Genomic DNA, 23192 nt, shown 5'->3' with positions numbered 1-23192 from the left:
CCTTTATAGTGAATTCAAATTCTTTAGAGATATTTTTTTAGAATAGTATCTCATTTTCTCTATTTACTCACTGATAGTATAAATTCCGAACGTCTGTTAAGTTCATGTTCTTTTTCAGTACATTTTACCCCGTTAGCACATTTGTTAATCAAACGTGTTTCTCCAAATCCATGTCCACTAATACGTTCCGCACTTATTCCATTCGCTACTATATAATCTACTGTAGCTTGGGCTCTATTCTCTGATAGTTTCATATTGAACTCATCTCTACCTCTGCTATCCGTATGTGAATTTACAGTTATCGTAATTCTAGGACGGGCAATCATTAACGCCACAATCTTATCCAATTCAGCTTTTGATGATTGTCTGATTTTATATCCACTATAATCAAAATAGATAGGCTGCAGTTTAAGTTTGTCAGTAAGATTATCTCCTTCTTCAAGTACTACTTTTTGATTATTAACCATTACTTCCATTTCCTTAATCATATTTTGCGAGAATTCCCTTTTCTCTAATGGCTTTAATGGAGAGATATTTTTTGTTACTTCAACCAATCCCTCTTTTTTATAAATCAAATTGTAATTTACAAAAGGATCCAATGGCACAGAATATTTACCATCTTTATCTGTATACCAGGTACCTATTTTTTCTTTTGAAGAATTATAAGCCTCAATAGCAACACCTTCTATAGGAAGCCCATCTGTGTCATCTTTTAATACACCGAACACAGTTGGTTTAATATTAAAATTAAAATCAACCTGTTTGTTCTCTATAAAACTATAGATATCATCATTTCCGTTTCGATTAGACGAAAAATACCCTCTTCTATTGTCGGTCTGAATTGTATAAGCAAAATCATCTGCAATTGTATTTACTCCATCGCCTAAGTTAACTACATGATATAAACCTGTCTCATCTTTAATTGCTGCATATACATCTAAACCACCTAAGCCGGGATGCCCATCTGAAGAAAAATACAAAATACCTGAAGCATCAATGAAAGGATACGTTTCTTTACCTAATGTATTGATTTCATCTCCTAATTTTCTTACATCATTACTAATCAAGCCATTTTTTATACTTACTACATATAAATCTGTATTACCAAATTTATTATTTCGATCAGAAGCAAAATAAAGTTCATCTTCATTTGGGCTTAATGCAGGATGTGCTGATGAAAAGCCGTCACTATTAATCGGATAAGCCAACTCTTTTATGTTTTTCCACTCTCCTTTAACATTTTCAGCTGTATAGATTTTTAAATATGTGGTTCCATTTTTATCGGCTCCAATTTTGCCGTCAAGATAATTATTTCTTGTAAAATACATTGTTTTACCATCCTTAGTTATAACAGGAGTACTTTGATGATATTTTGTATTTACATCTCCTTTTAATAGAACAGGATTCTGCAATCCGCCATCAGTAGTAATATCAGCCGAATATAATTTTAAAAACGATTTTTCATTCCAACTGTGTTTACGTTTTATAACTATACCCGTATCTCTTGCCGAAGCAAAAATTACTTTATTCTTATCATAAACTGCAGCACCAAAATCTGAAAATGGTGAATTGATTTCTACCGGTTTTAATGTATAACGACCCGATTGTTTTTGAATCGCCTCCAATAGTTTTCCCTCATTCCAGTTTTCACTTAAATCTTTTGTACCTGATTTTGCATAATATCTTTTCATTATCGCTTCAGATTCTTTATATTTTTTGCTATTATTTAAAGCTTGAGCATATCTAAAGTAATATTCAGGACTAACCTCATTTGTTGAGCTTATCATTTTAGAATAACATCCGGCTGCTTCTGCATAATTTCCATTATAATAATAACAATCCCCGAGTTTCGTGTATGCATCTACTGTATTATTTCCTTTGTCAATAATATCTTTGTACAACTTTGCAGCCTCTACAAAAGCAAATTTATTATATGCTGCATCTGCTTTCTCCATTTTTTTATCCTGAGCCTGTATACTACTTATATGCATTATACAAGCCATAAAGAAAACAAAAGTAATTTGTAGTTTTTTATAAATCATCATGTTTGTTTTAGTCGTTATTAGAAGAATCTTGGTGTAACTAATCTCGCTTTCGATTTGCTTAAGAAATCAAATCTTAAAAATAATTCGTGAGATCCGGAGTTATATCTTCCCAAGTTGGTAGTTTCATAATCATAGGCATATCCTATTTGTATAGCATCCGAAACCTGAAAACCAGCCATACCACTAACACTTGCATCCCAACGATATGCAGCACCAAGTGTTAATTTATTACTAATCAGGAAATTTGCTGATAAATCGACTGCTACGGGAGCACCTTGAACAACTTTAGCTAAAACTGCCGGTTTAAATTTCAAATTTGGATTCAAATCAAAAACATATCCCCCTATGAAATAAAGATGTGATTTCGTTGAATAAACAGATTCTGCTACATCATCAAAAAAATCTGTTTTTAACAATTTAGGAACTGCTGCTCCAACATACCAATTATGGCTGTGTACATAAATCCCGGCACCTACATTTGGTGAAAATTTAGATGTTTTTCCGGTCATGTAAATATCCGGATTTTCAATATTTAATTTTGAATAATCAACTTCAAAATTGTCAAAACCACCTGATATACCAAAAGAAACTCTTACATCATCATTAGCATCAATCGTATAAGCATAACTTACCATCGCACCCGTGTTTTTTGTTGGTCCAATTTCATCATTTACAATGTTTAAACCAATACCATTACCATGATATCCTAAAGGACTTTGTATAGAGAAATTCATTGTTTTTGGAGCACCTTCTAAACCAACCCATTGAGTTCTATATAATCCCATTGCACTAATTACCTCCCTTGACCCCGTATATCCAGGGTTAAAAGACATTGTGTTGTACATATATTGCGTATACTGTGATTCTTGCTGTGCCGAAGCTCCAAAAACACCCAGCAGCAATAGTGTTGCTACGTAAAATATTTTTTTCATTAGTTCTAATTTCTTTTATAATTGTCTTAATTATTATTAATATATAAGTAACCTGATTTCTGAATACCTTTTACACCATTGTTATATTTTAAGATGTAAAAATATGTTCCGGTAGGAAGTTTATCTCCTCTTTTACCGTTACACGTCCATCAGAATATCCTCCAAACATAACATCACTTTCATTATAAGATTTTGCATCATAAACTTTAACTCCCCAACGGTTATATATTTCAACTGTGTTATCAGGATATTTAGCAATTCCTTTAATATGGAACGTATCATTGATTCCGTCGCCGTTTGGTGATACTGCATTATACACAATTAAATCATCCGGTTCCACTATAGCTTTTTTAACAATAGCCATAGTAAAAATTCCATATCCACCTACTGGAGCAGTTAATAATTTTGAAAAGTTCTCCGTAGAAGCCGGATCACTTATTTCTCCTCCATCATTTACCCATTTAGATAATGATGCATCCCAACGTACAATTGCCAATTGAGTATCAGCATTTTCATTAAAAAAAGCCGATGGGGTAGTATCTGAATTAAGAGTAAGACTTAGAACAATGTTTTCTTCTCCATTATCTTGTGTTATTTTCCAATATTCAGCATCATTTATCGTTACAATTGTTTCATCTTTACTTGAATGAGGATATAAGTCATTAGAGTTTTGAAAAAAGTATTGTGTTGTGTATGCATTTTGCACAGAAGAACCTGCTGCATGATAAGACGGTCTAAAATAAAGCTCGTCACCTACAGGAAATTGAAATGCTACATCGCCTTTTTTCTCTACCATACCATCAACAAAACTTTGATTTCCAACATTTGAATGCGAAGCGTTTTCATTAAAAATCATTTTACCATTGAACTCAGCAGCATTAATAATTCCATTTTTGAAATCTGTATTATCACCAACCGCAATTGTGGTTTTCAGTTGAAATGGAACTAGCGATGTTAAATTGTTGAAAATAATATTTTGAAAATTCGCTATCTTAGAACCCACAATAAGTTGCTCCTGACTACCTGTAAAAAAAGTTTTTCCTAAACTCGAATTGCTATATGATACAGTACCGTTATTAGCCCAATTATTGAAAATATATACTTCTCCATCATTAATAAAATTTCCAGATGACTCATTGTCATAATCCATATAAACTGACAACAAAGCATTTTTACTTACTTTTACATCACCTGTATTAACAAACTGAGCTTCTACTTCCTGACATGTAAACAAACCCAACATTAAACCTATAATGCAAACAGGGCGTTTGCAGTTTACTAAAACAAAAAATGGTTTCTTTTCTGCTTTATATAAGTAATTATTTTTCATACATATTATTTTAATTTTTTATACAAATTGCACTTTAAATCATAAGACAAAATTAACCCAATAACAAAATTCACTTACCCCTTAAAAGTTATTGATATATCATAATAAGGTGAATTAATCCATCTTGTTTCAACGAAAAAACCACAAAAACCATGTAGATAAACAGGTTTTCTGTTTTTTATTTCATTCAATATGAATGTGACATAACTTTAAGATTTTATTCAAAAAGATTTTTAAATTTTAGAATTTACTGTCCATAATAAAGAAGAGGAAGCTTACACTTCCTCTTCTTTTACCAAAACATTAAAAAATTCAAAAAATTTACAATTCAAAAATACATCTGCAATAATCATAGTTATCGTACCGGTCATTAAATCATGACCGGTTTAATAACTTAAATAAATTACATTGTATATGTGATTACGAACCAATTTTCTCCGTCTGATTGTAATGTCATTTTTATACTTCCGTTAGTTACACCTCCAAACATACTTGCTGTCATATATGGATACGAAGCTGCGTCTGAATATACAACATTAGTATTGAAGTTCACTTTTACAGGAACCTGAATATCAGGATTTGCATTAGGTATAATTACATTATACTGATTGATAACCAATAGTCTTCCTGTATTTGTTTTTGCATCAGGAAGAGTAATAGTAATGTCCTCTGTTAGTTTGCGTGCAATAATTGTATAATCGTCGTTTCCTACTGTATAATTAGCACTTATTACTTTGATTCCCATAACATTACTTTTAGCTGCTGCTTTCCATCCTACAACTCCTTCTGCAGTTGTTGTTATTACATCTCCTACAACTGTTGAAGGAACAACGTTTACTGTCGCTGCAGTGAATGTAGAACCTGTACCACTTACTGCTAACACAGTATCAGGTGTTGAAGTTGTAATATCTGCAAGGTTTATTGTTGTTGACTGTTCGCCTTCTCCATTATAAACCAATGTTTTTGCTGTAGTATTATGTACTAAAGTTGTAATAGTTTCCTTGCTATCAACAATTTTTGTAAGTTCATTTACAACATCAGTATTATTGAAAATTGTTGAAGCATTAGAAATAACATCTGAAACTACATTTATATCAGATGGAGCTCCTGCTTCATTTACATAAGTATAAGAACCTGATCCATTATTGGTAAGCGTTGTAACTGTCTCACTTCCTTTGATAACATCGGCAATGTTAACCACCTGAGTATTCCCGGCTACATCAACATAACTAAACTGTTTTGTTTCTGAATTATAGGTTACACTTCCGGCTGTCTGCTCTGAAATTTCCTTAATGAAATTCGTAACTTCTGCATTATTGAAAATTGTTGAAGCATTACCAATAACATCACCTAAAACATCAATAGTAACAGCAGTACCTTTCTCATTTGTATAAACATACACACCTTCTCCTTTGCTCTCAAGGGTAGTTAACGTCTCATCTGTCTTGATTACATTAGTAAGCTCTGTCTTGAATTCTGAATTATTGATAATTGTTGAAGCATTGGCAACAACATCTCCAACCACATCAATATTAACCTCAGTTCCTTCCTCATTTTTATAGGTATACAATCCCTCTCCTTTATTTTCAAGAGTTGTAACTGTCTCACTTCCTTTGATAACATCAGAGATGTTCACCACCTGAGTATTCCCCGCAACATCAACATAACTAAACTGTTTTGTTTCTGAATTATAGGTTACACTTCCGGCTGTCTGCTCTGAAATTTCCTTAATGAAATTCGTAACTTCTGCATTATTGAAAATTGTTGAAGCATTACCAATAACATCACCTAAAACATCAATAGTAACAGCAGTACCTTTCTCATTTGTATAAACATACACACCTTCTCCTTTGCTCTCAAGCGTAGTTAACGTCTCATCTGTCTTGATTACATTAGTAAGCTCTGTCTTGAATTCTGAATTATTGATAATTGTTGAAGCATTGGCAACAACATCTCCAACCACATCAATATTAACCTCAGTTCCTTCCTCATTTTTATAAGTATACAATCCCTCTCCTTTATTTTCAAGAGTTGTAACTGTCTCACTTCCTTTGATAACATCGGCAATGTTCACCACCTGAGTATTCCCGGCAACATCAACATAACTAAACTGTTTTGTTTCTGAATTATAGGTTACACTTCCGGCTGTCTGCTCTGAAATTTCCTTGATGAAATTCGTAACTTCTGCATTATTGAAAATTGTTGAAGCATTGGCTACAACATCACCTACTACATTAATATCAACTTCAACTCCTTTTTCATTTGTATAAGTATACAAACCTGATCCTTTATTCTCAAGAGTAGTTAACGTTTCGTCTGTCTTGATTACATTAGTAAGCTCTGTCTTGAATTCTGAATTATTGATAATTGTTGAAGCATTGGCAACAACATCTCCAACCACATCAATATTAACCTCAGTTCCTTCCTCATTTTTATAAGTATACAATCCCTCTCCTTTATTTTCAAGAGTTGTAACTGTCTCACTTCCTTTGATAACATCAGAGATGTTCACCACCTGAGTATTACCCGCAACATCAACATAACTAAACTGTTTTGTTTCCGAATTGTAAGTTACACTTCCGGCTGTCTGCTCTGAAATTTCCTTAATGAAATTTGTAACTTCTGCATTATTGAAAATTGTTGAAGCATTACCAATAACATCACCTACTACATTAATATCAACTTCAACTCCTTTTTCATTTGTATAAGTATACAAACCTGATCCTTTATTCTCAAGAGTAGTTAACGTTTCGTCTGTCTTGATTACATTAGTAAGCTCTGTCTTGAATTCTGAATTATTGATAATTGTTGAAGCATTGGCAACAACATCTCCAACCACATCAATATTAACCTCAGTTCCTTCCTCATTTTTATAAGTATACAATCCCTCTCCTTTATTTTCAAGAGTTGTAACTGTCTCACTTCCTTTGATAACATCAGCGATGTTCACCACCTGAGTGTTTCCGGCAACATCAACATAACTAAACTGTTTTGTTTCTGAATTATAGGTTACACTTCCGGCTGTCTGCTCTGAAATTTCCTTAATGAAATTTGTAACTTCTGCATTATTGAAAATTGTTGAAGCATTACCAATAACATCACCTACTACATTAATATCAACTTCAACTCCTTTTTCATTTGTATAAGTATACAAACCTGATCCTTTATTCTCAAGAGTAGTTAACGTTTCGTCTGTCTTGATTACATTAGTAAGCTCTGTCTTGAATTCTGAATTATTGATAATTGTTGAAGCATTGGCAACAACATCTCCAACCACATCAATATTAACCTCAGTTCCTTCCTCATTTTTATAAGTATACAATCCCTCTCCTTTATTTTCAAGAGTTGTAACTGTCTCACTTCCTTTGATAACATCAGCCATGTTTACCACCTGAGTGTTTCCGGCAACATCAACATAACTAAACTGCTTTGTTTCTGAATTATAGGTTACACTTCCGGCTGTCTGTTCTGAAATTTCCTTGATGAAATTCGTAACTTCCGCATTATTGAAAATTGTTGAAGCATTGGCAACAACATCACCTACTACATTAATAGTAACAGCATCACCTTTCTCATTTGTATAAACATAAACACCTTCCCCTTTGTTTTCAAGCGTAGTTAAGGTTTCGTTTGCTTTAATCATCTTACTGATATCAACTAACTGAGTATTTCCAGCAGCATCTGTATAACTGAACACATTTGTAGTTGGATTATAAGTTACACTTCCGGCAGCTCCTGAAGATTCACCTGAGATAAGTATTCTATTCCATTTATTATCAAACCAGTAATAGTACCCAGGTTTAATATCTGAGATTGCATTTGTATTAAAAACCAACAAACTTTCTACATTGCCTTTACCAATAGTAGTAGCGTCTGTAGAGCTAGTTAATTTTACTCTTGGTATCAACATACCTTTATCTGTAGCAAACACCTCTAATTGAGCTGAAGGACTAGGGTCCAATTTTCCTATACCTACCTGTGAGTAAGCTGAAAAACCTCCTAAGACAAAAAGTAAAGGGAGTAATCTATTCTTCATATTATTTAATCTTTAATGGGTTATTATTTTTTTATACTATTTGATAGAAAAAAATACTTTGCGAAAATTTCATAAAATCATAAACTAATATCAAACAACGTGTTACATCAATAATCCGTTACTTAACTTATAATCAATAAATTTTACTATTATCTTCCTATTGCTTTTTATAATTCAATTCCATCATATTTCCAAAAACTTACTAGCTATCAAACCATTAAGTTTCAGAGTGCAAAGTTCTCGGTAAATGAATCTTATTTATACCCGTAAAAGTTTTTACTCTTACATATTAAGGTACAAGTACATCTATTGAAATAGAAAAACTTTTGAAGCACTATTGGAAATGAAGAAGATCTTTAAATTGCTTAAACACTTCTAATACTATTTATTAGTCTAAATATTTCTCTTTAGATAATTTTCACAAAACTCAAATTTGAGTTTTTAGAGGATGCATAAATCAGCTATAAAAAATCAGGAGTTGATGAAATAAAATATAACAGAAAAAGCTTAAACATATTTGATATAATTTAAATGCAAGAAGCCCGATCACTACCATGATCGGGCTTCCAAAAAAACAATATTATATAATTACATTGTATATGTGATCACATACCAACTTACTCCATTTGACTGTAAAGTAACTTTCATACTTCCTGCAGTTGCACCTTGAAACAAGCTAGCTGCTAAATATGGATATTGATTTACACTTGAATAACGTAAATTATAATTAAAATTCACCACTATAGGTGTTTCTCCATCCGCTTTTACCATATCAAATTGATTTATCACCAACATTCTTCCTTTGCACAAGGTTGGATCTGGAAGATTAATTTTGATATCGCCAGTCATTCCTTCAGCGATAATTGTGTAATCTCCAGGAAGTACTGTATAATTATCTTTAATTACTTCAATATTCATAACACTTAGTGCTTTCCATCCTACAACTCCTTCTGCAGTTGTCGTTAATACATCTCCTACAACTGTTGAAGGAACAATATTAACTGTAGCTGCAGTGAATGTAGAACCTGTACCGCTTACCGCCAAAACAGTAGAAGGTGTTGTAGTTGTAATATCTGCAAGGTTTATCGTTGTTGACTGTTCACCTTCTCCATTATAAACCAATGTTTTTGCTGTAGTATTATGTACTAAAGTTGTAATAGTTTCCTTGCTATCAACAATTTTTGTAAGTTCATTTACAACATCAGTATTATTGAAAATTGTTGAAGCATTAGAAATAACATCTGAAACTACATTTATATCAGATGGAGCTCCTGCTTCATTTACATAAGTATAAGAACCTGATCCGTTATTAGTAAGCGTTGTAACTGTCTCACTTCCTTTGATAACATCAGCAATGTTCACCACCTGAGTATTTCCGGCAACATCAACATAACTAAACTGTTTTGTCTCTGAATTATAGGTTACACTTCCGGCTGTCTGCTCTGAAATTTCCTTAATGAAATTCGTAACTTCTGCATTATTGAAAATTGTTGAAGCATTACCAATAACATCACCTACAACATCAATAGTAACAGCAGTACCTTTCTCATTTGTATAAACATAAACACCTTCTCCTTTGCTCTCAAGGGTAGTTAACGTCTCATCTGTCTTGATTACCTCAGTAATCTCTGTCTTGAAAGCTGGATTATTGATAATTGTTGAAGCATTAGCAATAACATCTCCAACTACATTAATATTAACCTCAGTTCCTTCCTCATTTTTATAAGTATACAATCCCTCTCCTTTATTCTCAAGAGTTGTAACTGTCTCACTTCCTTTGATAACATCGGCAATGTTCACCACCTGAGTATTCCCGGCAACATCAACATAACTAAACTGTTTTGTTTCTGAGTTGTAAGTTACACTTCCGGCTGTTTGTTCTGAAATTTCCTTGATGAAATTCGTAACTTCTGCATTATTGAAAATTGTTGAAGCATTAGCAATAACATCTCCAACTACATTAATATTAACCTCAGTTCCTTCCTCATTTTTATAGGTATACAATCCCTCTCCTTTATTCTCAAGAGTTGTAACTGTCTCACTTCCTTTGATAACATCGGCAATGTTCACCACCTGAGTATTCCCGGCAACATCAACATAACTAAACTGTTTTGTCTCTGAATTATAGGTTACACTTCCGGCTGTCTGCTCTGAAATTTCCTTAATGAAATTTGTAACTTCTGCATTATTGAAAATTGTTGAAGCATTGGCAATAACATCTCCAACTACATTAATATCAACTTCAACTCCTTTTTCATTTGTATAAGTATACAAACCTGATCCTTTATTCTCAAGAGTAGTTAACGTTTCGTCTGTCTTGATTACCTCAGTAATCTCTGTCTTGAAAGCTGGATTATTAATAATTGTTGAAGCATTAGCAATAACATCTCCAACTACATTAATATTAACCTCAGTTCCCTCCTCATTTTTATAGGTATACAATCCCTCTCCTTTATTTTCAAGAGTTGTAACTGTCTCACTTCCTTTGATAACATCAGCAATGTTCACCACCTGAGTGTTTCCGGCAACATCAACATAACTAAACTGTTTTGTTTCTGAGTTGTAAGTTACACTTCCGGCTGTCTGCTCTGAAATTTCCTTAATGAAATTCGTAACTTCTGCATTATTGAAAATTGTTGAAGCATTGGCAACAACATCACCTACTACATTGATGTCAACTTCTGTTCCTTCCTCATTTTTGTAAGTATACAATCCTTCTCCTTTATTCACAAGGGTTGTAACTGTCTCATTTCCTTTGATAACATCGGCAATGTTAACAATTTGAGTATTACCGGCAGCATCTATATAAGTAAACTGTTTTGTATCAGAATTATAAATCACACTTCCGGCAGCTCCAGAAGCTTCACCAGAAATAAGAATTCTGTTCCATTTATTATCAAACCAATAGTAATAACCGGATTTGATATCGGCAACATCAGCCGTATTAAAAACCATTAAACTTTCAACGTTACCATTTGCAATACTGGTAGCATCTGTTGATCCTGTTAATTTTACTCTTGGAATTAAGATACCTTTATCGCTGGCAAAAACCTCTAGCTGCGCTGAACGATTTGGATTCACTTTTCCGATACCTACCTGCGAATAAGCAGAATAGCTACCAATCACAAGAAGTAATGGGAGTAATTTATTCTTCATAATAGTTAATTATTTAAACGAATATTTTCGTAGTTATAAAGTGCAAAGATCTCCGTAAACACAATCTTTTTTTGCCTTAAAAAGTCTTTAGTGTTGTAGATTAAGGTATAATGAAAAAGAAGGGGAACATTAAAACAGATATGTCGTTTGAGAAATATGACATTACATTATACACAACAAAACCAACAACTTACACAAAAAAATAGACAAAAAAACCAGTAATTAGAATTACTGGTTTTTACATTTAATAAAAAAATACTATTATTTATTCGTCAATTACAGAAGAAACTACTGATTACAAGAATTGTAAATCTATTGTATAAGATTTAAAAATACAGAATGTAACAATGATGATGAAATATTTATAGGATTTCCTAATAACTTATTTATCATTATTAATGTACAAATATCCTGTTTTATTAATCGTTTCGTTTCCTTTTTTATATTTCAAAATATAGAAATAAGTACCTGCAGGAAGCCCTGCGTTTCGATTAACCGTATCACGTCCTTCTGAATATCCTCTAAACATAATATCACTTTCATTGTATGAATCTGCATCATACACTTTTATTCCCCAACGATTGTAAATTTCAACTCTGTTCTCGGGGTATTTATCTATTCCCAGTATATGAAAACTATCATTAAGGCCATCTCCATTTGGTGATATCGCATTATAAACAATTATATCATCAGGCACCGGAACTGTTTTAGGAACAATTGCAATTGTAAAAAGACCATATCCGGTAACTTCTGTTGTTACCATTTTTGTATAATCGGCTCCTGTAAGAAGATCAGTTGTTACTCCTTTTTCATTGATCCATTTCGACGTTACATCATCCCAACGAGCTATGGCGAGTTCTGTATCTGTTTTTTCTTCAAAAAAAGAAGCCGGAGTAGTATGTGTATCTAATGTTAGACTTAGTACAATTTTTTCGGTTCCCTGATTTTGGGTAACATTCCAATATTCAGCTTCATCAATAGTAATAATTATATCTTCTTTACTGGTATACGGATAAAGACTTCCTGCACTTTGAAAAAAATATTGAGTAGTATATACGTTATTTATATTTTCTGCTTTATCATGATATGAGGGTCTGAAGTAAAAATTATCACCAATTGGAAATTCAAAATCTAAATTTCCAATATTTTCTACTTTTCCATCAACAAAACTCAGGTTGCTAGCATCGGAATGAAAAGCATTCTGATCAAAAATCATTTTACCATTATAAGTATCAGCGTCAATGATTCCATTTTTAAACTGCACATTACTGCCAATCGAAATCGTAGTACTTAAATGAAAAGGAACCAATGCCGATATATTATCAAAAACAATATTTTGAAAATGTGCAATTTCCGAACCTTTAATGAGTTGCTCCTGTGTTCCGATGAAAAATGTTTTACCGTTGCTAATTGTACTGTAAGTAACTAATCCGTCATTATTGAAATTGGCATATACCATGAAATCTCCGTCAATTAAAAAATCTCCGTTTGGCTTATTGTCAAAATCAAATATTGTAGCAAACTGGGTATTAGATGCAATTGACAAGTCACCTAAATTAACCGTTTGCGCAGAAAGTTGTACATCAAAAAACATTAATATAATACTGGCTTTTATATAAACTTTAATCATATTCTTTTGAATTTATAATGTTTAAAAATTCAATGACTATATTACTATATATCAATACTTGCGGTGATAGTAAGTAAAATTACCTTTATTTTATTTCGCTAGCAAGTTAGCGTGAAATATTTGACTTTTTCAAGATCATCAATAATTACTTTTTCTGCAATCTTACATTGTATAATTAATTACATACCAATTTATTCCATCTGACTGCAAAGTTATTTTTAAACTTCCTCCTGTTACACCACCAAATACGCTTGCGGCAATGTATGGATATGAGGCAGTGTCTGAATATATTACAGGGACATTGAAATTAACAACAACAGGAGTACCACCTGATGCAACCGTATTTTGATTAAATACTAAAACCCGACCTGTATTTGTGGCAGCATCAGGAAGTGTAAGCGTAATATTCCCTGTTAAATTTCTGGCAATAACTGTATAATCGGCATCACCTAATATATAATCAGTAGAAGTAATTTTGATGCCAAATACGTTTAGTTTCGCAGGCGCCTTCCACTCTACTCCGGTTGCAGTTGTGGTTAAAACATTTCCCTCAACCGTTGAAGGAACAATATTAACGGTTGCTGGTACTAATGTCGCGCCTGTACCTGTTACTGCTAATACTGAAGCAGGAGTTGTCGTTGTAATATCTGATCTTGAAATTGCATTATCAACTAAACCAACTAAGTCAATTGGATTACTGACAACTCCATTTACAGTTGCGGTCAAGACATTACCAGTTGTTTCTAAAATATTTGTATTAATAATCGGAGCTCCGGTACTTGCTAGTCCGTTTACTGTTACTGTTGCTATATTGGCTGTAGAAGTATTTGAAACACTACTTACTGTACCTGTTGTCGATATTACTCCGTTTACATTAGATGTCAAAGTATTGCCTGCCAAGTTTATATCATTTGTAGTTCCTGCTGCGATTGCAGAAGTCAAATCTATTGCATTACTTACAACACCATTAATAGTTGAAGTTATGGTATTGCCCGATGTATCCAAAATATTAGTATTAATAATCGGAACTGCTGTTCCCGTTATTCCATTTACTGTGGTGCTTAAATCATTTGCAAAGCTCGTATTAGAGACCGTTGTCGCCGAATTAATAGCGTTAGGAGTCAATAATGTTCCTCCATCTGTTCCAACTGTCAATATATTATCTGCATCATTGCTTCTTAAAATAGCGGTCTGGTTATCTGCATTTTCATTAGTATAAGTAATAATCCCCGTAACAGGATCTTGTAACATATTAGTCGTTGTTTCACCTGCAGTAATAGCAGAAGTTAAATCTATTGCATTACTGGTAATTCCGTTTATAGTTGCAGTTAAAGAATTACCCGATGTAGCCAAAACATTGGAATTAATTATCGGAATTACTGTTCCTGTTACTCCATTTACAGTGGTATTTAAATCATTTCCGGAACTTGTGTTAGAAACTGTTGTAACTGAAGTAATTGTAGAGGGAGTCAATAATGCTCCCCCATCAGTTCCAACTGTTATAATATTTGCTGCATCTGTACTTCTAACTTGTGAAATAAAAGCTGTCCCAGCTTCATTATTATAAGTGATCGCTCCTGATATCAGATTTTGAGATAAAGTAGTAACGGTTTCCTGATCTTGTATAACATTAGTTAGTTCCGTTACAAAAGTAGGATCACTTAATATCGTCGATGCATTGCTTATAACATCACCAATAACATCAATTGTTGATGTAATATTATCCTCATTGGTATAAACATACTGCCCGTTATTTAGAGGATTTTTATCTAAAGTAGTCAGGGTTTCGCTTGCTTTAATGATTGAGGTAATGTCAATAACCTGCGTAGTTCCCGTATTGTCAACATAACTAAACTGATTGGTGGTCGAATCAAAAGTCACATTCCCCTCTGTATTGTTTGAAATTTGCTCGAGAATATTCGTTACCGCAGGATCATTAAAAATGGACGATGCGTTTGTGATAACATCCCCGACAACATCAATGTTCACATCTGTCCCTATTTCATTTTTATACGTATAAGAACCTGCTCCGTTATTGGTAAGTGTGGTTAGGGTTTCATTGGCTTTAATGATTGAGGTAATATCAATAACCTGCGTAGTTCCTGTATTGTCAACATAACTAAACTGATTGGTGGTCGAATCAAAAGTCACATTCCCTTCCGTATTGTTTGAAATTTGTTCCAGAATATTGGTGACCGCAGGATCATTAAAAATGGAGGATGCATTGGTGATAACATCGCCAACAATATCAATGTTGACATCTGTTCCTATTTCATTTTTATAGGTATAAGAACCCGCTCCGTTATTGGTAAGGGTAGTCAGGGTTTCGCTTGCTTTAATAATTGAGGTAATGTCAACAACTTGCGTAGTTCCTGTATTGTCAACATAACTAAACTGATTGGTGGTTGAATCAAAAGTCACATTCCCTTCCGTATTGTTTGAAATTTGCTCCAGAATATTGGTGACCGCAGGATCATTAAAAATGGAGGATGCATTGGTGATAACATCTCCGACAATATCAATGTTCACATCTGTCCCTATTTCATTTTTATAGGTATAAGAACCTGCCCCGTTATTGGTAAGGGTGGTCAGGGTTTCACTTGCCTTAATGATTGTAGTAATATCAATAACTTGGGTAGTTCCCGTATTGTCTACATAACTAAACTGATTGGTGGTAGAATCAAAAGTCACATTTCCTTCCGTATTGTTTGAAATTTGCTCCAGAATATTGGTGACTGCCGGATCATTAAAAATAGAGGAGGCATTGGTGATAACGTCCCCAACAACATCAATGTTGACATCTGTTCCGATTTCGTTTTTATACGTATAAGATCCTGCCCCGTTATTGGTAAGGGTGGTCAGGGTTTCGCTTGCTTTAATAATTGAGGTAATATCAATAACCTGCGTAGTTCCCGTATTGTCAACATAACTAAACTGATTGGTAGTAGAATCAAAAGTCACATTCCCTTCCGTATTGTTTGAAATTTGCTCCAGAATATTGGTGACCGCAGGATCATTAAAAATAGATGAGGCATTGGTGATAACATCCCCGACAACATCAATGTTTACATCTGTCCCTATTTCATTTTTATACGTATAAGAACCTGCTCCGTTATTGGTAAGGGTGGTCAGGGTTTCGCTTGCCTTAATGATCGAGGTAATGTCAACAACTTGTGTAGTCCCCGTATTGTCAACATAACTAAACTGATTGGTGGTAGAATCAAAAGTCACATTCCCCTCTGTATTGTTTGAAATTTGCTCGAGAATATTCGTTACCGCAGGATCATTAAAAATGGACGATGCGTTTGTGATAACATCCCCGACAACATCAATGTTCACATCTGTCCCTATTTCATTTTTATACGTATAAGAACCTGCTCCGTTATTGGTAAGTGTGGTTAGGGTTTCATTGGCTTTAATGATTGAGGTAATATCAATAACCTGCGTAGTTCCCGTATTGTCAACATAACTAAACTGATTGGTGGTCGAATCAAAAGTCACATTCCCTTCCGTATTGTTTGAAATTTGTTCCAGAATATTGGTGACCGCAGGATCATTAAAAATGGAGGATGCATTGGTGATAACATCGCCAACAATATCAATGTTGACATCTGTTCCTATTTCATTTTTATAGGTATAAGAACCCGCTCCGTTATTGGTAAGGGTAGTCAGGGTTTCGCTTGCTTTAATAATTGAGGTAATGTCAACAACTTGCGTAGTTCCTGTATTGTCAACATAACTAAACTGATTGGTGGTTGAATCAAAAGTCACATTCCCTTCCGTATTGTTTGAAATTTGCTCCAGAATATTGGTGACCGCAGGATCATTAAAAATGGAGGATGCATTGGTGATAACATCTCCGACAATATCAATGTTCACATCTGTCCCTATTTCATTTTTATAGGTATAAGAACCTGCCCCGTTATTGGTAAGGGTGGTCAGGGTTTCACTTGCCTTAATGATTGTAGTAATATCAATAACTTGGGTAGTTCCCGTATTGTCTACATAACTAAACTGATTGGTGGTAGAATCAAAAGTCACATTTCCTTCCGTATTGTTTGAAATTTGCTCCAGAATATTGGTGACTGCCGGATCATTAAAAATAGAGGAGGCATTGGTGATAACGTCCCCAACAACATCAATGTTGACATCTGTTCCGATTTCGTTTTTATAGGTATAAGAACCTGCCCCGTTATTGGTAAGGGTAGTCAGGGTTTCATTGGCTTTAATGATCGAGGTAATATCAACAACTTGCGTGGTTCCCGTATTGTCAACATAACTAAACTGATTGGTGGTAGAATCAAAAGTCACGTTCCCCTCTGTATTGTTCGAAATTTGCTCAAGAATATTGGTGACCGCAGGATCATTAAAAATAGATGAGGCATTGGTGATAACATCCCCAACAACATCAATGTTGACATCTGTCCCTATTTCATTTTTATAGGTATAAGATCCTGCTCCGTTATTGGTAAGGGTGGTCAGGGTTTCATTGGCTTTAATAATTGAAGTAATGTCAATAACCTGCGTAGTTCCCGTATTGTCTACATAACTAAACTGTTGATTAGTGGGATTATAAACAACCGTACCCGGGCTTATAGTGATTTCATTTGAGATTACAACTCTATTCCATTTATTGTCATACCAATAGTAATATCCCGGTTTTATATCTGAAATAGTAGCTGTATTAAATACTAATAAGCTATTTACATTACCAGTTGCAATTGTAGTCGTATCAGTTGAACCTGTTAAGCTAATTCTGGGAATCAACAAACCTTTATCATTTGCTACAATTTCTAATTGACTAGATGCATTAGGCATTGGCGTTCCAATACCAACCTGAGAATAAGCTGCATAACTACATAAAATTAATATAACGGAGAGTAATTTATTCTTCATGAGATTCAATTATTAGGGTTATCAAACAATTTTATTACAGAAAAAACAATTGGCAGAAAATGATATACATGCTGATAGTTGATGCTTTACATAAAGCATCTTTAAAGCTCATCTTTGAATAAGATGTTAAACGGCGGTAATAATTTAAAAAACAAAAATAATTTCGTCGCAAATACGAAAAGACAACATGTTACTAAATAACACGTCTAAAAATCTTAGAAAAATACAAGTGGAAACATTGTATCTCTAACTAATATTCAATTTAATGGCGTAGATAAAATTAAAGGGAGTTAAGACGTGAGCAGGAATAAAATCATTTTAGGAGTTCAGAATTAACTTACTTTAATTATTAGTAAGTGTAAAAATAATGAATTTTAAAACACTAACAATCAAAATATTAAGTTTTTATTTATAAATAAAAACCTATAATAATAATTTATATTGTTTTTAATTTTCATAATCATTTACTACATAATCATTTTAAAGAAATAATTTAATTATAGAAAATAAATACACGCAGTCGTCTTAACATGAGTAATAAGAAACAACAAAAAAGGAGAAGACAAAGTCTTCTCCTTTAAAAAATCAAAATATTATTTTAATATTTTGATAAAAAAATAAACTAACCACCAAAAAAAATGAGAGCCCAAGTTCTCTCATTTTTCGAAAATTACTAAAATATTTGAAAACCCGTCAATATTTAGAAGTGCAAATATCCAAATAATTTCAAATTGCTACTAGACCTAAAAAATATTGCTATAATAAATTAAGACATTCTTTTTGTCTCAAAATATAGCATCTTCACTTTAAAACTAAAATTAAGGCTACAAAATTATTTAATTCCTGTTTTTAGTTTTTCCAAAGATGAATCTTGTATTGTTTTAATTTGATCTACAACAATTTGAGCAATTTTCGTCGCACCTAATAAAGAAAGATGTGTATCATCGGCCTTATCCTTGTCATAATAAGCGTTTTCGCCAACTTTAAAATGCAAATGCAATTGTTTTGATTTTTCAGGACCATAAGACTGCTCCAATAATTCGGTAAGATACTCCAAATCAATAAAAGGCACTTTATATTCCTGTGCTACCAATCTGGTTTCCAAAGGATATTCACCATGTGTAGGCACTAAAACTCCTTTTTGATTAAAATTACGTCTGGCGATAGAAGTCAGTAATATCGGAATGGCTCCTTTTTCTCTGCTCTCTTTAACAAACTTAATTAAATTGTATCTATAGCTCGTATGCGGATTTGTATATCTTGTAGAGTCTTCTATTTTTTCATCATTATGTCCAAATTCAATAAAAACATAATCTCCTTTTTTTAATTTTTTATAAATCGAATCCCAGCGCTTTTCATTGATAAAACTTTTAGTACTTCTACCATTTACAGCTTTATTTTCGATAACAATATTATCTTTAAAAAAGGCTGCAAAACCTGAGCCCATCCATGCTCCGGATTACGATCCGGATCTTTTTTGTTTGCCATTGTAGAATCACCAATAGTATAGACAGTTGTTTTTTGCGCAAAACAAATACTAGATATTAAACAGATTATTATTAATTTATATTTCATTTTGTTAGATAATTTGAATATTAGTCAACTACACTTTTAGGTAAGTCAATAAAACCTCTGCAACTTTGAACCTTTGCCCCTTTGAACCTCAAAAAAATCTATTTCGCTGCAGAAGGAACAGTCGCTCTCTTACCAATAAAAACATCGGTCATTAAAACATTTTCCGCATTTTCATTTGAAATAGCATTTTTAGCCGATTTAATTTCAATATTTTTCAAAGATATATTTCGTATTTTTTTCTCCGGAAATCCCTGAATTACAATCCCGGATTCTGATGCTTTATTACACGAAATATTCGAAAAATGAATATTTGAAATATCCGATTGGTAACCACTTCCTTCTCCATGATAATTGGCTGTCATATACAAACAATCTTCTACCTCGTCTAATTGTATATTTCGAACAAAAATATTTTTTATAAAACCACCGCGATCTGCATTTGTTTTGATGTAAATTCCGCGTTTTAAATATCCGACAGTTTTACAATTTTCAACATACACATTCTGAATTCCAGCTGACATTTCGCTGCCTAAAACAACGCCGTGAAGTCCTTTAAAATTACAATTCCTAATTACAATATTCTGGCTTGGCGTTGCCGAATTTGCTCTTCCTTCATGATCTCTACCGGCTTTTATGGCAACATTATCATCACCATTATCAAAAGTTACATTTTCGATCAAAACGTCTTTAGCATATTCAGGATCAATACCATCGTTATTATAATTCAACGATTTATAACTTATTCCGCGAACTGTACTACTTTCAGATTTTAAAAGATGCAAACACCAAAATGGTGAATTTTCGATACGAACGTTCTCAACCAAAATATTTTTGCACTTAAAAAACTGAATCATTTGCGGTCGTAAAAAATAACCTTCACCAAACTTTCTGTCTTTTAAAGCAGCATTATTATGATTCATCTCGCGACTCAAATCTTTTCCCTTTGCTTCTTTAGCCTTAAAAGTTTTCCAGGTTTTGCCTCCTTCTCCATCAATTGTTCCTTCGCCGGTTATAGCGATATTATTGCATTCGTAAGCATAAATCAACGGACTGTAATTGTACAAAATGGTACCTTCCCAACTTGTTAAAACCAACGGCAAATAATCCTGAGGATTATCGCTAAACTTAATTTTTGCCCCTTTTTCAATTTTAAGATTAACGTTGCTTACAAAATGAATTGGCCCATTAATCTTATAAATTCCTTTAGGCACTATAATCGTTCCGCCATTGTTCTTTTTACACAGTGCCATGGCTTTGTCAAATGCAGCTTTATTATTTGTTACAGAATCGCCTTTCGCTCCTAATTTTGCAATATTTATTTGATACGCAGGAAAAACAGGCAATTGAATTCTGTTTACAATTGAATCGACTTTTGCAGTTGGAAATTCACTATTCTGTGCAAATGAACTTATGCAAATCAACAGAAAGATAAAATACTTTAAATTCATATTTATTATTTAATATATTGTCCACGGGTTTTAACGGATTAAACGGGTTTCCGCAGGTTTATTTTCTAAATTTCAGTGATGAAAAATCAGCGTAAGCCCGTTTAATCCGCACAATCCGCGGGCTTATTTTTATTTCGAATACCAATTAGCAATCGAATCTTTTAAAATGTTTTCGATTGTATATTTTTCAGCTTCTTTTTTAGTAAGCTGATGCGACCATGAAACCCTGTTTTTCGGCTGAAAACCTTCGCCTTTACAATTGTATTCTGCATAAAAAGCATTTTTTTCAGCATCGGGTTTAGACCAGTTTTCCCAGCCTTCGGGTTTAATATGTTTTCCCATATCACAATTTATAAAAACCGTTTTAGCATAAATTCTCCAGGGTCTTCCCAGATAAACAGCCGTCGCTTCAGGGTTTGCCGTGAGTTTGCAATTCTTAAAAACAAACCCAAACGGAATTCCTTCGGGCGTTGAAGCTGCCGTAACATACGAACTTTTTATACTTTTGATTTCACAATTTTCGAATAAAGCAGTGGCACCCCCAAAAATAAAATCGGTTGTGCCTTCGATATAACAATCCTTAAAATACTGTTTTGATTCTTTTCCTGATAAGTATAAAGTATCCTGATTTCCTAAAATAGTACAATTTGAAACTTGCGCACGATTCCCCACAACTGACAACGCAATGGCCTGTCCATTATCTCCCGAAGTATTTTTAATAGTTAAATTAGATGCCGAAAAATCATCGCCTTCTACCAAAACTGTAGACGTATAAAAAGTACTATTTCGACCTAAATTAATTTTCTTAAAGTTATCGTCAAAAGCAATAATCGTGTTTTCTTTGCTTTCTCCCAATAATGTCAAATGCGTATTCCACTCAGGGATACGCACTTTTTCATTATAAATTCCGTTTTTTATATTTATGATTACTTTTTCATAAGGAAAAGAAGGACTTGCGTTTATCGCATCCTGAATTTTAGTAAAATCGCCAGAACCATCTTGTGCAACGGTTATGAAATTATCTTTTTTTTGAAGAAGTTTCCACAGAAGAAACTTTTACACCGTTTTTAATGGCCCAGACCGAATATTTTTTCAATACTTCTTTTGGTGCATCAGAATACCAGGCGTAACCATTTCGTCTTTCAGACCCAATTTGATCCAAAGATTTTTTTCTGATTCCGTCACGGTCACAAAAGAAAGGCTCATTGGTTTCCAAATCCATAAATCTAGCCCAAATAGGTGCTGCATTTGTAGTTGGAATCATCTTTTTATCTATGATTTTTCCAGCATCATTTAATACTCTTTTTTCTTCCAGATTCGTGATTTTCGTTTTTTCAAACCAATCATGAGCGCTTTTAATAGAAGTAATAATTTCTGGCGAAGGTTTTTCGATCGACATTAAAAGCAACACAATTTTTGCCGATTCAAAGCCGCTTAACGATACCAATTCAAAAGCTCTGGCATTCGCAGGAGCCAAAGTAACTTCGTCATGTTGCGCGCACCAGCCTGTTAAAACACCATTTTGTTTGTATTGTGTTTTTAAAATACAATCTATTCCTTTATCAAATGATTTTTTAGTTTTTTCGACAATGTCTTTTGATGGTTTTATGCTGTAATAATCAGACTCTTCGCTGATTTCTTTCATAATATTCAAAATATTAACCATCGAATTATCATTGTACGTAATGTGCGTGTAATATCCTTTTTTTAATGGAAAAAACTGTGGCCATCCACCATTATCATACTGTGCTTCAAGCAAATAATTCAGTCCTTTTAAGAACGATTCTTTGTATCGCTCCTCTTTTACCTGAGCATACATTTTAGACATAAAAAGCATTTCCTGACACGTTGCTCCGTTGTCAGTTGTTATTTCATGCAAATCACTTTTTAGCTCAATCAGTTTTTGTTTTTCTGTTTCAGTAAGCGTATTTTGCATTTGGATATTTTTTGGCCATCCGCCAATATTTCGCTGGTAAAGCAAAACATTTTCTGCTATAGTTTTCGCTTCTGTTGAGGCAAACCATGCTACATCGTTTTTGCGAATAACATCCGGCCAGTTTTTATAAGTGTTTTGGGCATTTAAGCCTAAACTAACAACAAACAGAAAAACCAATATTGTTTTATTTAATTGAATCATTTTCATT

At 33.3% G+C, this 23192-nt stretch carries 10 protein-coding genes and 2 pseudogenes; all 12 read right to left on the bottom strand.

Annotation, left to right across the window (positions count from 1 at the left end):
- Nucleotides 1–59: 59 nt before the first annotated feature.
- Nucleotides 60–2045: an OmpA family protein gene (locus tag ACZZZT_RS13500; RefSeq protein ID WP_463460753.1), complete on the bottom strand. Its 1986-nt coding sequence runs from the start codon at nucleotides 2043–2045 to the stop codon at nucleotides 60–62.
- Nucleotides 2046–2062: 17 nt separating this feature from the next.
- The gene (locus ACZZZT_RS13495; RefSeq protein WP_463460752.1) at nucleotides 2063–2977 is read right to left on the bottom strand and encodes a PorP/SprF family type IX secretion system membrane protein; all 915 of its coding nucleotides are present in this window, start codon (nucleotides 2975–2977) and stop codon (nucleotides 2063–2065) included.
- A gap of 26 nt (nucleotides 2978–3003) precedes the next feature.
- Nucleotides 3004–3075: pseudogene (locus ACZZZT_RS13490) on the bottom strand (hypothetical protein); the annotation flags it as partial.
- On the bottom strand, nucleotides 3066–3341 hold the full coding sequence (locus tag ACZZZT_RS13485; RefSeq protein ID WP_463462431.1) for a gliding motility-associated C-terminal domain-containing protein: 276 nt from the start codon (nucleotides 3339–3341) through the stop codon (nucleotides 3066–3068). The pseudogene ACZZZT_RS13490 and the gene ACZZZT_RS13485, both read right to left, overlap by 10 nt.
- Nucleotides 3342–4710: 1369 nt before the next feature.
- Complete coding sequence (locus ACZZZT_RS13480) at nucleotides 4711–8343, bottom strand: beta strand repeat-containing protein (protein WP_463460751.1); 3633 nt, start codon at nucleotides 8341–8343, stop codon at nucleotides 4711–4713.
- Between the two features lie 588 nt (nucleotides 8344–8931).
- Nucleotides 8932–11499 carry a hypothetical protein gene (locus ACZZZT_RS13475; RefSeq protein WP_463460750.1) on the bottom strand — a complete coding sequence of 856 codons (2568 nt, stop codon included), beginning with the start codon at nucleotides 11497–11499 and terminating at the stop codon, nucleotides 8932–8934.
- 382 nt (nucleotides 11500–11881) lie between these two features.
- A complete protein-coding gene (locus ACZZZT_RS13470) occupies nucleotides 11882–13129 on the bottom strand; it encodes a gliding motility-associated C-terminal domain-containing protein (RefSeq protein ID WP_463460749.1) in 1248 nt (415 codons plus the stop codon).
- 162 nt (nucleotides 13130–13291) lie between these two features.
- Nucleotides 13292–18025 carry a beta strand repeat-containing protein gene (locus tag ACZZZT_RS13465; RefSeq protein ID WP_463460748.1) on the bottom strand — a complete coding sequence of 1578 codons (4734 nt, stop codon included), beginning with the start codon at nucleotides 18023–18025 and terminating at the stop codon, nucleotides 13292–13294.
- Between the two features lie 832 nt (nucleotides 18026–18857).
- Nucleotides 18858–19600, bottom strand: a pseudogene (locus ACZZZT_RS13460) (rhamnogalacturonan acetylesterase).
- A 98-nt stretch (nucleotides 19601–19698) separates the two neighbouring features.
- Nucleotides 19699–21048, bottom strand: coding sequence for a glycoside hydrolase family 28 protein (locus ACZZZT_RS13455; protein WP_463460747.1), 1350 nt, complete (start codon nucleotides 21046–21048; stop codon nucleotides 19699–19701).
- Between the two features lie 129 nt (nucleotides 21049–21177).
- Entirely contained in the window at nucleotides 21178–22062 is an 885-nt protein-coding gene (locus ACZZZT_RS13450) for a pectinesterase family protein (RefSeq protein WP_463462430.1), read from the bottom strand.
- 4 nt (nucleotides 22063–22066) lie between these two features.
- Entirely contained in the window at nucleotides 22067–23185 is a 1119-nt protein-coding gene (pelA, locus tag ACZZZT_RS13445) for a pectate lyase (RefSeq protein ID WP_463460746.1), read from the bottom strand.
- Nucleotides 23186–23192: the final 7 nt, after the last annotated feature.

The sequence above is a fragment of the Flavobacterium sp. AC274 genome (genome assembly GCF_979258275.1).
This window is presented reverse-complemented; position numbering and strand designations above follow the sequence as displayed.